General features: G+C 63.9%; 16 protein-coding genes. 9 read left to right on the forward strand and 7 right to left on the reverse strand.

Translation table 11 applies throughout. From position 1 onward, the window contains the following. The first annotated feature begins 1 nt into the window (after nucleotide 1). Nucleotides 2–1,102, forward strand: coding sequence for a GTP-binding protein (locus NHF53_RS18150; protein ID WP_252835465.1), 1,101 nt, complete (start codon nucleotides 2–4; stop codon nucleotides 1,100–1,102). A gap of 58 nt (nucleotides 1,103–1,160) precedes the next feature. Continuing rightward, the gene (locus tag NHF53_RS18155) at nucleotides 1,161–2,147 is read left to right on the forward strand and encodes a WD40 repeat domain-containing protein (protein ID WP_252835466.1); all 987 of its coding nucleotides are present in this window, start codon (nucleotides 1,161–1,163) and stop codon (nucleotides 2,145–2,147) included. Nucleotides 2,148–2,214: 67 nt separating this feature from the next. Here the strand turns inward: NHF53_RS18155 and NHF53_RS18160 are convergent, their stop codons facing one another. The 3 genes from NHF53_RS18160 to odc2 all read right to left on the reverse strand — a co-directional run bounded on the left by NHF53_RS18160 (nucleotide 2,215) and on the right by odc2 (nucleotide 5,036). Beyond that, a complete protein-coding gene (locus tag NHF53_RS18160; RefSeq protein WP_252835467.1) occupies nucleotides 2,215–2,907 on the reverse strand; it encodes an OmpW family protein in 693 nt (230 codons plus the stop codon). 325 nt (nucleotides 2,908–3,232) lie between these two features. Next, the gene (locus NHF53_RS18165; protein ID WP_252835468.1) at nucleotides 3,233–3,826 is read right to left on the reverse strand and encodes a GNAT family N-acetyltransferase; all 594 of its coding nucleotides are present in this window, start codon (nucleotides 3,824–3,826) and stop codon (nucleotides 3,233–3,235) included. A gap of 76 nt (nucleotides 3,827–3,902) precedes the next feature. Then, nucleotides 3,903–5,036, reverse strand: coding sequence for an ornithine/lysine decarboxylase (gene odc2, locus NHF53_RS18170; protein WP_252835469.1), 1,134 nt, complete (start codon nucleotides 5,034–5,036; stop codon nucleotides 3,903–3,905). Between the two features lie 559 nt (nucleotides 5,037–5,595). On the opposite strand from odc2, the gene NHF53_RS18175 reads away from it, so the two are divergent. The 3 genes from NHF53_RS18175 (at nucleotide 5,596) to NHF53_RS18185 (ending at nucleotide 8,287) form a co-directional block, all read left to right on the forward strand. Then, on the forward strand, nucleotides 5,596–6,489 hold the full coding sequence (locus NHF53_RS18175; RefSeq protein ID WP_114364291.1) for a LysR family transcriptional regulator: 894 nt from the start codon (nucleotides 5,596–5,598) through the stop codon (nucleotides 6,487–6,489). A gap of 110 nt (nucleotides 6,490–6,599) precedes the next feature. Then, complete coding sequence (locus NHF53_RS18180; RefSeq protein WP_114364292.1) at nucleotides 6,600–7,244, forward strand: DUF1007 family protein; 645 nt, start codon at nucleotides 6,600–6,602, stop codon at nucleotides 7,242–7,244. Beyond that, nucleotides 7,238–8,287, forward strand: a complete 1,050-nt coding sequence (locus NHF53_RS18185; RefSeq protein ID WP_252835470.1) for a nickel/cobalt transporter — start codon at nucleotides 7,238–7,240, stop codon at nucleotides 8,285–8,287. The genes NHF53_RS18180 and NHF53_RS18185 overlap by 7 nt, the downstream gene beginning before the upstream one ends. Here the strand turns inward: NHF53_RS18185 and NHF53_RS18190 are convergent. The 4 genes from NHF53_RS18190 to NHF53_RS18205 form a co-directional block, all read right to left on the reverse strand. After that, the gene (locus tag NHF53_RS18190; protein ID WP_252835471.1) at nucleotides 8,278–8,499 is read right to left on the reverse strand and encodes a hypothetical protein; all 222 of its coding nucleotides are present in this window, start codon (nucleotides 8,497–8,499) and stop codon (nucleotides 8,278–8,280) included. The genes NHF53_RS18185 and NHF53_RS18190 overlap by 10 nt on opposite strands. After that, entirely contained in the window at nucleotides 8,499–9,191 is a 693-nt protein-coding gene (locus tag NHF53_RS18195; RefSeq protein WP_252835472.1) for a GNAT family N-acetyltransferase, read from the reverse strand. Before NHF53_RS18195 ends, NHF53_RS18190 begins: the two co-directional genes overlap by 1 nt. A gap of 81 nt (nucleotides 9,192–9,272) precedes the next feature. Next, complete coding sequence (locus tag NHF53_RS18200) at nucleotides 9,273–9,971, reverse strand: tellurite resistance TerB family protein (RefSeq protein ID WP_252835473.1); 699 nt, start codon at nucleotides 9,969–9,971, stop codon at nucleotides 9,273–9,275. A gap of 84 nt (nucleotides 9,972–10,055) precedes the next feature. Further along, the gene (locus NHF53_RS18205) at nucleotides 10,056–10,694 is read right to left on the reverse strand and encodes a 2-dehydro-3-deoxy-phosphogluconate aldolase (protein WP_112689941.1); all 639 of its coding nucleotides are present in this window, start codon (nucleotides 10,692–10,694) and stop codon (nucleotides 10,056–10,058) included. A gap of 158 nt (nucleotides 10,695–10,852) precedes the next feature. On the opposite strand from NHF53_RS18205, the gene NHF53_RS18210 reads away from it, so the two are divergent. The 4 genes from NHF53_RS18210 to NHF53_RS18225 all read left to right on the forward strand — a co-directional run bounded on the left by NHF53_RS18210 (nucleotide 10,853) and on the right by NHF53_RS18225 (nucleotide 13,451). Next, entirely contained in the window at nucleotides 10,853–11,341 is a 489-nt protein-coding gene (locus NHF53_RS18210; RefSeq protein WP_252835474.1) for a CYTH domain-containing protein, read from the forward strand. Then, entirely contained in the window at nucleotides 11,325–12,233 is a 909-nt protein-coding gene (locus tag NHF53_RS18215) for a CHAD domain-containing protein (RefSeq protein WP_252835475.1), read from the forward strand. The genes NHF53_RS18210 and NHF53_RS18215 overlap by 17 nt, the downstream gene beginning before the upstream one ends. A gap of 88 nt (nucleotides 12,234–12,321) precedes the next feature. Beyond that, nucleotides 12,322–13,017: a YafY family protein gene (locus NHF53_RS18220; RefSeq protein ID WP_114364300.1), complete on the forward strand. Its 696-nt coding sequence runs from the start codon at nucleotides 12,322–12,324 to the stop codon at nucleotides 13,015–13,017. A 68-nt stretch (nucleotides 13,018–13,085) separates the two neighbouring features. After that, a complete protein-coding gene (locus NHF53_RS18225) occupies nucleotides 13,086–13,451 on the forward strand; it encodes a VOC family protein (RefSeq protein WP_114364301.1) in 366 nt (121 codons plus the stop codon). Nucleotides 13,452–13,456 lie beyond the last annotated feature (5 nt).

Genomic DNA, 13,456 nt, shown 5'->3' on the forward strand with positions numbered 1-13,456 from the left:
TATGTCCGAAGTTGCAGCAAAACCCATTCCCGTCACGGTCCTGACCGGCTATCTCGGCGCCGGCAAGACGACCTTGCTCAACCGCATCCTCTCGGAAAACCACGGCAAGAAATACGCCGTCATCGTCAACGAGTTCGGCGAGATCGGCATCGACAACGACCTGATCGTCGAGTCCGACGAGGAAATCTACGAGATGAACAACGGCTGCGTCTGCTGCACGGTGCGCGGCGACCTGATCCGCGTCGTCGAGGGCCTGATGCGCCGCCCCGGCCGCTTCGACGGCATCATCGTCGAAACGACCGGCCTTGCCGATCCGGTGCCGGTCGCCCAGACCTTCTTCATGGACGACGACGTCCGTTCGAAGACCGAACTCGACGCGGTCGTCACCCTCGTCGACGCCAAGCACCTGCCGCTCCGGCTGAAGGACAGCCGCGAGGCCGAGGACCAGATCGCCTTTGCCGACGTTGTCGTCATCAACAAGGCCGATCTCGTGAGCCACGACGAGCTTCATCGCATCGAAGACATCGTCCATGCGATCAACCCGTCTGCCCGCGTCTACACGACCACCCGCTCGGGTGTCGACCTCGCGAAGGTGCTGAACCAGGGCGCCTTCAACCTCGAGCGCGCGCTGGAGAACGATCCGAGCTTCCTCGACCACGACGACCCGGACCATGTCTGCGGTCCCGGCTGCGATCACGACCATGGCCATCATCACGGTCATGATCATGATCATGATCACGACCATCACCACCACGGGCACGATCACCACCATCACGACCACGGTCCGTCCGCCATCCACGACGTGACCGTCACCTCGATTTCGCTGCGCGGCAGCGAGATGAACCCGGACCGCTTCTTCCCGTGGATCCAGAAGGTCACCCAGACCGACGGTCCGAACATCCTCCGCCTCAAGGGCATCATCGCCTTCAAGGGGGACGAGGAACGCTATGTCGTCCAGGGCGTGCACATGATCATCGAAGGCGACCACCAGCGCCCCTGGAAGGATGGAGAAAAGCGCGAGACGCGCCTCGTCTTCATCGGCCGCAATCTCGACCGCGAGAAGCTGAAAAAGAGCTTCCACGCCTGCGAGGCCGCAGCATGAGCCTGAGAAGTGCAAGGCGGTTTCCGGGACAGATCATGCCGACGGGAAAGAAAGCCTGATGCCGACGGTTGCCCCTCTTGATATCGAAGGCCACATCGTCGCTGCCGCCTTTCTCGGAGACATCCCCTTCTTCGCCGCCGCGTCCGGCGCCATCCACCGGCTGGACGGCGGCGACAAGGTGACAGAGGCCCACCAGGGGCTTCTCACCTGCGTCAAGGACCACGCCAGCCAGACGCTGGTAACCGGCGGCGAGGACGGCAAGGTCCTGAGGGTTGCCCATGACGGCAGCGTCAGCACGCTTGCCGAAGTGCCGCGCAAATGGATTTCCGTCGTCGCAGCGGGGCCGCAGGGTGCGGTCGCCTATGCGCACGGCAAGTCCGCTTTCGTGCGGCTCGCCGACGGTACGGTGAAGGAGTTCACCGAACAGCGCACGGTGGAAGGCATCGACTTCGCACCGAAGGGACTGAGGATCGCGCTTGCCCGCTACAACGGTGTAACGCTTCACTGGATCGGCACCGCAGGCACGCCGGTCGACCTCGACTGGAAGGGCGCCCACACCGGCGTCACCTTCTCGCCGGACGGCCGCTTCGTCGTCACCACGATGCAGGAGAGCGCACTGCACGGCTGGAAGCTCGACGGCAAGCCCGGCGAGAGCCGCCACATGCGCATGACCGGCTATCCCGCCAAGGTCAAGTCGCTCTCCTGGTCGCCGAAGGGCAAATGGCTCGCCTCCTCCGGAGCACCTGCGGCGATCGTCTGGCCCTTCGCCGGCAAGGACGGCCCGATGGGCAAGGCGCCGCTCGAACTCGGCACGCGCGCCAATATCCTGGTGACCAACGTCGCTTTCCATCCCGCAGACGAGGTTCTCGCCATCGGTTTCATCGACGGCATGATCCTCGCGGTCCGCGTCGCCGACGGCAAGGAGGCGCTGCTGCGCCGGCCAGGCAAGGGCGCCATCACTTCGATGGCCTGGAGCGCGAACGGCAAGCTGCTCGCGTTCGGCTCCGAGGCCGGCGACTGCGGCGTGGTGGACATCTCGGGCTGAGCCCAACGGGCAGGCATAAAAAAAGCGGCCGCGGAACTGGTTCCGCGGCCGCCTTCGATGGCATGACTTAGAAGCGGTAAGTCACACCACCGCCGATGAGCCACGGATCCAGCTTGGCGTTGCCGGTCAGGTTTGCACCGCCAACCGTGACGTCGAAGTCGGGACGCAGGAAGATCTTCTTGACGTCGAAGTTGACGCCCCAGTGCTCGTTGATCATGTAGTCGAAGCCAGCCTGCAGGGCGAAACCGAAGCTGTCCTTGACGTGCAGGGCAGTGGCGCTGTCGGCATTCTGGTTGTAGAAGATCGTATAGTTCACGCCGGCGCCGACATAGGGCTTGAAGGCGCCGAAGTCCGTGAAGTGATATTGCAGGGTGAGCGTCGGGGGCAGAACCCACGTGCTGCCGATGCGCCCCAAGCCGGCGAGCGAGCCTTCGCCGTAGATGCCGGCCCAGGTCGTGCCGAGGATGAGTTCGGCGGCCAGATTGTCCGTGAAGTAATAGGTGATGTCGAGCTCGGGGATGACCGAGTCGCTGTAGGAGAGATCCGAGCCGGCGACGCCGTCGACCGAACCTTCGTCATTGGTGATGACGCCAAGGCCGCGTACGCGGATCTGCCACGGACTGACGGCGCCGATGGCCTCGGCGGTCGGGGTGGGCTCGACCGCGGGCATCAGGTCCGCCGCGCCGGCCGCCTGGGCGAACAACAAGATTGCAGTGGTTGCGGCAAGAGCGCTGATCCGCCTTGTGCAAGTGGTGGTCATGGGGTCTCTCCTTGGTCAGTCGTTTGGCCCGAAGCCATGGCGCCGACTATCCCCCACGCACACCGTCGCCGGTTGCGCTAGATCAATATTTCATATGTTAATTAAATGCGGAAAATCAATCATCGAAAACTGTGACTTTTTTGCAATGCGAAACTTGACGAAAGACATTTTACATAGAAAAATCTGCGGCTTAACGACACATCGCCCCGCGTCGCCGAACTGTGGCGTCCATAGCCATCCGCCTTTTGCGACTCGGAGGTCTGCACGCAGAAGGCGAATCGACCTCCGGAAAGAACGCAGATGAAGCTCCGTACGGGATGCCGTATCAGCCCTTCTGCCGCCGTCCTGCTCGCGACAACTTGCGGCCGCTGCCGACGATCATGCCGACGGCGTCATCAAGCCACCCGGATTTCAGCTCCAGCGCCAGGAAACGCTCGCGTGCGAACGGCCCCGGCATGACGAGATGCCTGGTCTTTTCGGCGACAAAGCCGAAACGCCCATAGTATGGCGCGTCGCCGACCAGCAGGATCGCGCCGTGGCCGCGGGCCTTCGCTTCCGCAATCGCTGCCCGCATCAGTGCCGAGCCGACACCCTTGCCTTCGTGGGCATTGTCGACCGCGAGCGGCCCGAGCAGGAGCGCGTCCACCGGTCGGCTATTGCTGTCGACGCCAGCCTCGATATTCCACAGCCGCACGGTGCCGATCACGTGACCGTCGGCATCGCGGGCGACGAGCGCGAGGCCTTCGGCCGGCACGCGGCCGCGACGGATATTCTCCGACGACTTCTTGCGGCGGTCGGCACCCATCGCCCGGTCGAGCAGCATTTCGCGCGCGACGACGTCGGCGGGCGTTTCATTTTCGATGACGAAGGTCGGTGCAGGCGCGAAGAAGGCGCGCACCGTGTCAAGAACAGTGGCCATGTCGACCTCCCATCCCCAAAGCGTTTCCGATGATTTTTTGTGATTGCCGCGCCGGATATGCCGGCGCGGTCGGGCGTCAGATGACGTAGGCCTTGAGCGGCTCGAAGCCGTTGAAGGCCACCGCGGAGTAGGTCGTGGTGTACGCACCCGTGCCTTCGATCAGAACCTCATCGCCGATCGTCAACGAGACCGGCAGCGGATACATGTTCTTCTCGTAGAGGACGTCGGCCGAATCGCAGGTCGGGCCGGCGAGCACGCAGGGCTCCATCTCCTCCGCGTCGCGCTCCGTGCGGATCGGGTAACGGATCGCTTCGTCCATGGTTTCGGCGAGACCGCCGAACTTGCCGATGTCGAGGAAGACCCAGCGGTGCGCGTCGTTGTCCGACTTCTTCGAGACGAGCACAACCTCGGCCTTGATCACGCCGGCATTGCCGACCATGCCGCGACCCGGCTCGATGATCGTCTTCGGGATATGATTGCCGAAGTGCTTCTTCAGCGCACCGGTGATCGCCAGGCCATAGGCCTCCGCCGACGGAATGTCGCGCAGGTACTTGGTCGGGAAACCGCCGCCCATGTTGACCATCTGCAGGTGGATGCCCTGCTTGGCGAGCGAGGCGAACACGCGCTTGGCATCGGCGAGGGCCGAATCCCAGGCATCGACCTTGGTCATCTGCGAACCGACGTGGAAGGAAACGCCGTAGGACTCGAGACCGAGCTGATGCGCGTAGACAAGCACGTCGACGGCCATCTGCGGGACGCAGCCGAACTTGCGGGAAAGCGGCCATTCGGCACCTTCGCCGTCCGTCAGCACGCGGCAGAAGACGCGGGCGCCGGGCGCGGCACGGGCGATCTTTTCGACTTCCTCGTGGCTGTCCACGGCAAAGAGGCTGATGCCGAGCGCATGGGCGCGCGCGACGTCACGTTCCTTCTTGATGGTGTTGCCGTAGGAAATGCGGTCCGCGGTCGCGCCGGCGTCGAGTGCCATCTGGATCTCGGCGACGGAGGCGCAGTCGAAGCTCGAGCCGAGCCCGGCGAGCAGCGACAGGATTTCCGGAGCCGGATTGGCCTTGACGGCATAGTAGATCGCGCTGTCCGGCAGGGCGTGACGGAAGGCGGCATAGTTGTCGCGCACGACGTCGAGGTCGACCACAAGGCAGGGACCTTCCGGTCGTCGGGACTTGATGAAGTCGAGGATGCGGGCAGTGGTCATCGGTCTATCCCTTCCATATTCCAAAGAGCCCGGAACCTGCAAAAGTTCCGGAAGGACAAAGGGCGACGAGAGAACGCGCGAAACCAGCCGGTGGAGACTCTGGTACCGTACGAACGCTCAACGCGTAAACGATGGATAGACGCACCCGCTAACCGGGCGCATAAATCCGCTTTGTCTGCCATGGATTGGAGGGGAGACCCGACCGCACTTCCGGCAATGATGGTGTGCCTCTTCAGTGACCCCGGCTGATGGAAAGCCGGAAGAGAACCAGAAAGGCCCGCACCGTCGTTGCTTCAAGATGTCCTCGCATTTCCCGGTTGGCCGGAATAGCGACTGGAGGGGTTAGTTCCAGGTACCTTACCGATGACCTCACCTTAGGGATTTCTCCCAGTTCGAGGGTCGGCGGACACCCACAGGCACGTGCGACTTTGGGCAAGCGAGGAGATAAGAACATTCGCGGTCATAATCAAGCGTTTTTTGCCCTGTTTTCCGAAAATGAGATTGAACGATCTTCCGCTTATGTTCACAATTCGGCGCAGTTCGCGAAGGAGCCCGCATCATGGATACCTTGACCCGCATGCGCGCCTTCATCGACGTCGTCGAAGCCGAAGGCTTTTCCGCCGCCGCCCGCAAGACCGGTCGCTCGAAGGCCCTGCTTTCCAAGTACGTCCGCGAGCTGGAGGACGAACTCGGCGCGCTTCTTCTCAACCGCACGACGCGCCAGTTCTCCCTGACCGGGGCCGGCCACACCTACTACCGGACGGCCTCCGACATCCTGAAGGAGATCGACAACCTCGCCGACCTGGTGCGCGAGAACAATGCCGACATCCGCGGCAAACTGAAGGTCTCGCTGCCGCGCACCTTCATCGACGCCGATGTAGGGCAGTCGCTGATCGACTTCGTCAAGGAACACCCCGATCTGTCGCTGGAGATCGTCGCCGAGGACCGGTTCGTCGATCTCATCGAGGAGGGCTTCGACCTCGCGATCCGCATTACCAAGCTCGACGATTCCGGCCTGATCGCCCGCAAGCTTTCCGATTTCCGCGTCTATGCCTGCGCCACGCCCGCCTTCGTCGAGAAGCACGGGCCACTCACCCAGCCGCAGGACCTGTCGCGAGTGCCATTCCTGATCGACACGAATTCGCGGACCCACAACACGCTTCGCTTCCATGACCCGAAGGACGGCAGCTTTTCCGTGAGCGTCAGCGGCCCGATCGAGGTCAACAGCCCGCAGGCGACGCTCCGGGCTGCGCGCGCAGGGCTCGGCGTCGCGATGATCCCCGACTTCATCGCGAGACCCTACCTACAATCCGGAGAGCTCGTTTCGCTCTTCGACGACTACCTGCCATCCGACCGGGGCATCTACGCCGTCTATCCCCATCGTCGCTACCTGCCGGCAAAGGTCCGCGCCTTCGTCGACTATCTCCACGGCTGGTTCCGCAAGAACGCCTGAGGGTTGCCAGCCCGGCACAGGACAGGCAGTCCAACTTCCGTCCCAATTCTGGTAAAGGGAACGATGACGGATCGCCGAATCCCGTGACGCGAGCACAACGACAGGGCACCATGAAGAAAACTCTCACGCCGGCGGCCGCAGCGATCGCCCTTGCCCTGCAGCCGCTGCCCGCTCTTGCCCATCCGCATATCTTCGCCGAGGCGCGGCTGGAGGTCGTCGCCGACGCCGGAAAGATCACGGAAATCCGCAATGTCTGGCGCTTCGACGACGTGTTCTCCTCGAGTGTACTGCTCGATTTCGACAAGAACACCAATCTGAAGCTCGACCCGGACGAACTGAAGGAAATCGCCGACACGATCCGCACCTCGACGGGCGACTACGACTACTTCACCTTCATCACAGACAACGGCAACCCGGTGAAACTTGCGACGCCGGAGGTGTTCAACGTCGACTTCAAGGACAACCAGCTCATCGTCTTTTTCATCGTGAAGCCGCAGACCGCCGTGCCGCTCAAGGGCAAGCTCTCCTTCGGCATCTACGACCCGACCTTCTATACGTCGATCGACTTTGCCAAGGACGGCGATCTCGCAACCGAAGGTCAGGGCTTCGACGCCTGCAAGCGAGAGGTCATCCGCCCCGATCCGGACGCGGTGATGGCGCAGAACCAGAACATGATGACAGAAGCCTTCTTCAACAATCCCGGCGGCTCGGACATGGGCAAGCTGTTCGCAACCCGCCTCGAAGTGTCATGCTGAACGCCCGCCTCGGCAAATATGCCGCGCTCGCGGCCCTCCTGGTCGCCATTGCGGCGCCGGCCGCTTTCGCGGGATCGCCGCTCGGCATCGGCACGGCCGAACCGTCGTTCCCCACCACCGGCATGTTCGGCGGATTTCTCGGCTGGGTGAACGAACACCAGCAGGCCTTCTACCGTGCGCTGACCGAATCGCTGAAGGCAATGCGGGAGGACCCGAGCCGACTTGCAACGCTCGTCGGGCTTTCCTTTGCCTATGGCGTGTTCCATGCCGCCGGTCCAGGACACGGCAAGGCCGTGATCTCTTCCTACATGATTGCCAACGAAACGGAGTTGAAACGCGGCGTCGGCATTTCCTTCGTCTCCTCAGCGGTACAGGCGCTGGTCGCGATCGCCGTGGTCGGAACCGCCTATCTCGTCCTGCGGGGCACGGGAATCACGCTGACGAACGCGACGGATGCGATGGAGCTTGCAAGCTACGGGCTCATCATCGCCTTCGGCCTCTGGCTTCTCGTCCGCAAGCTGCGGTCGGTCTTCGCCATGCAGGCAGCAAGCGCCACGCTCTTCGCCGCTCCCGTGTCGACCTCCGTCCCGCGCACGACGACAGGCCTTCGTTTCGAAGCCATCGCCGCCGAACACAGCCATGCGGGCCTTGCGCCGGAGGCCGTCTGCCCCGACTGCGGCATGACCCATATCGCCGATCCGCGGCTTCTGTCGGCGAAGGAGTTCCGGCTGCGCGACGCATGGTCCGCGATCGTCGCCGTCGGCCTGCGCCCCTGTTCGGGCGCCTTGCTGGTGATGACCTTCGCGATCCTGAACGGGCTCTATCTCGGCGGCGTGCTCTCGGTGTTCGCCATGGCCCTCGGGACCGCGATCACCGTCTCCCTTCTCGCGACGCTTGCCGTCTCGGCCAAAAGCTTCGCCGTTCGCCTCTCCGGCCCCGGTTCGCCGGCAGCGCGAAAGGTCGCGAGCGCCATCGAAATCGGCGGCGCCCTTCTGGTCATCGTGATGGGCGTGGTGCTGCTTGCGGCGGCGCTTCAGTCCTGACCGTCGCGGCCGCGCTGATAACGCGCGCGCAGCCAGAAGATCAGGAAGAAGGACAGGATCACCAGCGTGCCGAGCGCAGCCGCCAGCACCGGCGAGTAGCCGCCGACCCACAGCACGACCTTCGGCATGACGAGGAGCGCGATACCGATCCCGAGCAGGATGACGAAGGCGGCGATCGCCGAGGAGCGGGAGTTCTTGTCGTCCTCTGCCATCATGCCGTCGCCCGTGCGAGCTCGGCGCGGATGTCCTCGAGCTTCCGCTTCTGCCGGCCGTCCGCATCGAAATTGTCGGGATGCAGCCAGGCTTCGAACCCCGCCTTCACCAGCGGCCAGTCGCCATCGATGATCGAAAACCAGGCGGTGTCGCGGTTCTTGCCCTTCGACAGCATGTGCTGGCGGAACACGCCCTCGAAAGTGAAGCCGTAGCGGCGCGCGGTCGTCTTGCTCGCCTCGTTGTCGTTGTGGCACTTCCACTCGTAGCGGCGATAGCCGAGATCCTCGAAGACGTGCTTCGCCATCAGGTAATGGGCCTCGGTCGCAAGCGGCGTGCGGCTCATCGCCGGACCGTGGGCGACGCCCCCGACCTCGACGACGCCGTTGGCCGGGTCGGCGCGCATGTAGTTCGCCATGCCGACGATCTTGCCGGAGGCATTGTCCCGGAAGACGTGGGTGAGCCAGCCGCCCTTGGTGCGGGCAGTATCGAGCCAGCTCTCGAAGTCGGCGATGCTGTCGAAGTCCGGCTGGGTGAAGTATGTGAGCAGCGGATTGATGCCCATGCCGCCGAGGCCGTCCCACAGGGCCTGGAGGTGCTTGTCCTTGACGTAGGGCTCGACCGTCACAAAACGGCCCTCGAGCCTTACCGGCGACGGCGCCGGACAGCCTTTGAATGTCGATAGATCGCGCATGCCTGCCTCACGGAATGTTCCGGCAAAGCAGTAGGCCAGCCGCCGGGCAAAGGCAACCGACCTCCTGGTGACATTACGCGCTCAGACGGTGGCACCCGCGACCGTCGCCTCGATATGGTCGACCAGACCGTCGGCGAGGCCGAGACGGCCGGCAAGCATGTCGAGATAGCCGCGTTCGGCGCGGCTGTCGGGATCGATTGCGAGCCGCGACGCCGTGAAGAGCTCCACTTTCTGGGCTTCGGTCTTTGCCGCCGCGACCAGGGCCTCGATATCCGTCGGCCGGGCGAGTTCCTCGGCGATGAAGGCCTCAGCCTCCGCATCAAGGGCGGAGGAGTGGATCTTGTCCAGGATGCGGGCCCGCTCGGCATCATCGACGTGGCCGTCAGCCTTGGCGGCCGCGATCATCGCGCGGACCAGCGTCAGCGCGAAATCGTTCCCCGCCGCCGCAGCCTCGGGGCTGAACGGCGAATCGGCCGGCGGCGGAAGAAGGACGGGCTCGGAGGCGGCAGGTGCCGTCTGTGGGGCCTTGCCGGCCTGATAGTTCTTGTAGGCCTGGTAGCCGAGGCCGGCGATGGCGGCGATGCCGCCGATGGTCGCGACATTGCCGGCGAGCTTGCGGCCGGCCTTGGTGCCGAGAACGGCGGCGAGGATGGCGCCGGTCGCGAGCGGATTGTCCCTGGCGAGCTGGGCGATGCCGCCCGCCTTTTCCTTCACCGTTCCCGTAGTTCCGGGAACCTGTGAACCGAGAAACTGATCCAGAAGCTTCTTCGCGTCGAACATCGCCATCTCCGTGTTGTGCAATCGTTCAACGCTACATAGGTAGCCGATCGTGACAATACAAAGATGGCGATATCGCCTGCCCGATCAGCCCTTGAGGGCCGCCGCCTCGGAGGCGAGCCTGGTGATGCCCGCCCAGTCGCCGGCCGCGACCAGTTCTTTCGGCGCTACCCAAGAACCGCCGACACAGACGACATTCGGCAGAGAGAGATAATCGCGCGCGTTCTTCAGCGAAATGCCGCCGGTCGGGCAGAACAGCGTGCCGGCGAGCGGCGACGACAGCGCCTTCAGGTAGGCGGCGCCGCCCGCCTGTTCGGCGGGGAAGAATTTCAGGACCTGGTAGCCTTCCTCGCGCAACTGCATGACTTCGCTCGCGGTCGCCGCGCCGGGAAGCAGCGGAATGTCCGACGACCGGGCGGCGTGGATGAGTTCGCGCGTCGTACCGGGACTGACGATGAACTGGGAACCAGCCTCGACGGCCGCCTCGAAATGCGCGGCGTTGAGGATCGTTCCGGCGCCGACGACGGCACCCTCGACTTCGGCCGCGACCCGCCGCACCGCCTCCAGCGCGTCCGGCGTGCGCATGGTGATCTCGATCGCCTTCAGTCCGCCGGCAACCAGCGCACGCGCGAGCGGCACCGCCGTCCCGGCATCCTCGACGATCAGCACCGGCACGACCGGCTGCAGTTTCAGGGTCGAAAGAAGCTTTTCGGTTTTGGCGCCCATGGTCCGGCTCCCTTTCTTAAAACGATTGAAATTGACAGACGGATATAGCGACAGGCCCGCCTTGTCGAGACAAATGCACGCGTTCGCGTCGCCGCCGTTTGACGCATTCCAGACTTCCTGTACGGTAACCCCGCAGGGCGGCAACCGGAATGGGGTCGATGGCCAAGGAGATAGAGCGGAAGTTCCTCGTGGCAAACGATGATTGGCGGGCGCTCGCGACGTCTGCGACGCCGATGCGCCAGGCCTACGTCGTTCTCATGCACGACCGCTCCGTTCGCGTGCGCACGAAGAACGGCACCTCGGCACAGCTGACGGTCAAGATCGGCCAGAATTCGCTCGTCCGCGACGAGTTCGAGTATTCCATTGCTCTCGACGACGCCGAGGAGATGATCGCGCTCGCGGTCGGCAACGTCATCGAGAAGGTGCGTTACACGGTCGAGCATCACGGCTTCGTCTGGGAGATCGATGCCTACGAAGGCGCCTACCAGGGGCTGGTGATCGCCGAGGTGGAATTACGGAAAGAAAGCGACGCGCCGCCCCTGCCCCACTGGATCGGCCGCGAAGTGACGGGCGACCGGCGCTATTCCAACCAGGCGCTGGCGACCGAAAAGCTGCAGCAGGACGTGCTTTATGGCCTACCGAATTAGGCCCGACCGTCCCTTCTCCGGGGCGTTGCGCAAGGCGGCGGCCGGCGAACTCGAGCGGGCGATCGCCCTCGTCACGGAGCAGCCCGAGGGCCTGCACGAAGCCATCCATCAGGCCCGCCGGAAGCTGAAGCGCGTGCGCGCGCTCTATCGTCTGGTGGCAGACGACGCGCGAGATTTCCAGAAGCGGGAGAATGCGCGTCTGCGAGACATCGCCCACACGTTGTCGCTGGTGCGCGACGCGACCGCCCTGATCGAAACCGCCGCCTACCTCGAAGACCATGCGCTGAATACCGACGAACGGGAAGCGCTCGCCCATGCCCGGACGGCGCTCACGGCAAGAAGGGATACGATGGCGGAAAACGAGGTCGACCTGCCGCAAAAGGCGGAAGCCGCCATTGCGGCATGCCGGGACGCGATCCGTGCGCTGGACGGGCTCTCCTTCAATGACGGCCGGCAGGCGACGGCGAAGCGCATCGCAAGGGGATGGCGGAGCAATCTTTCACGCGCACACGAAGCGCTCGGGGCCTGCCATTCGGTTGCCCACGAAGAGGTCTTCCACGAGCTGCGCAAATGCGCGCAGGACTATTCGATGCATCTCGCCCTCCTGCGCGACCTCTGGCCTTCGGCCATGGCGGCCAAGTTCGCCGAAGCCAAGGCACTGGTCACCGTTCTCGGTCACGAGCACGATCTGGCGCTGCTGGTCGCCCTTCTCGACCGTGAGCCCGATGTCCTGAACGGCGGTGCTGAACTCGCGCACCTGTTGGGTGCCGTAATCCGCCAGCAACAGGCGCTGCGGCGCGAGGCGCTGGAGATCGCCGAACGCCTCTTCGCCGATCCACCGAAGGCCGAAGCCCGCGTCATCGAGGTACTTTGGCTCGACGCGAGCCGCTGAGCAGCCGTCATCCGGACGCGCTCGGGACTCGCCAAACGCGTAGGTCTGCCCTATTCCTGCTGACAAAATCTGCCAGCATGGGACACCGATGAGCCGCTCCGAACGCCTCCTGCAACTCCTTCAGGTCCTGCGCCAGCACCGCCGGCCGGTGAGCGGTCGCGTGCTCGCAGAGACGCTCGGCATATCGCTGCGCACGCTCTACCGCGACATCGCCTCGCTGCAGGCGCAGGGCGCAGACATCGATGGGGAGGCCGGCGTCGGCTACATGCTGCGCCCCGGCTACATGCTCCCGCCCCTGATGTTTTCCGCCGATGAGATTGAAGCACTGGTGCTCGGCATGCGGCTGGTGGCAAGCCGAGCCGATCCCCAGCTTGTATTTGCCGCCCGTGACGCGCTGTCGAAGATCGATGCCGTCCTCCCGGCAGACCTGCGCGAGACGTTGGCGTCGAGTCCGCTGCTCGCCGGCGGAAAACCGGAACTACCCGAAGATCGGGTCGACCTCACCCTTTTGCGCAAGGCGATACAGGCCGAGCGGACATTGAGGATCGTCTATCGTGACGAAAAGGGCAGCGCCACTGAACGCACTATCTGGCCCTTTGCTCTCGCCTTCTTCGATGGCGCTCGCGTCCTTCTCGCCTGGTGCACGCTCCGCAATGATTTCCGCCATTTCCGCACCGACCGGATGGACGTCATCGAGGAGGGAACCGGGCGCTATCCCCGACGCCGCACGCAATTGCTGAAGGAGTGGCGGCAGAAAAGCGGCATTCCGGAGCGGATCTTCTGACGTTGAATGATGCTGCCAATTTCTGGCAGCATGTCGGTCTAGTCTCCGGTTATCGAAAGGAGAACCCGATGACACCGAACCTCACCATCCTCTATGTCGACGAGCCGCAGAAAAGTGCCGCCTTTTACGCCGGACTTCTGGGAGCAACACCCGTCGAACAGTCTCCCACCTTCGCCATGTTTGTCTTTCCCGGCGGCATCAAGCTTGGGCTGTGGTCACGCCACACGGTCGAGCCGGCAACTACAGGCGTCCCCGGTATGATCGAAATTGCCGTTCCACTGGAGAATGCCGCAGCCGTCGACGAAGCCTATGCGACTTTCGCTCCGGCCGGGCATGTCGTCCTGCAACCGCCGACGGACATGGAGTTCGGCCGCACTTTCGTGCTCGCCGATCCCGATGGACACCGCATCCGCTTCTACAATCCGCCGGTGTGACGATC

Source organism: Ciceribacter sp. RN22 (assembly GCF_024054295.1).
Lineage (GTDB): Bacteria > Pseudomonadota > Alphaproteobacteria > Rhizobiales > Rhizobiaceae > Allorhizobium > Allorhizobium lividum.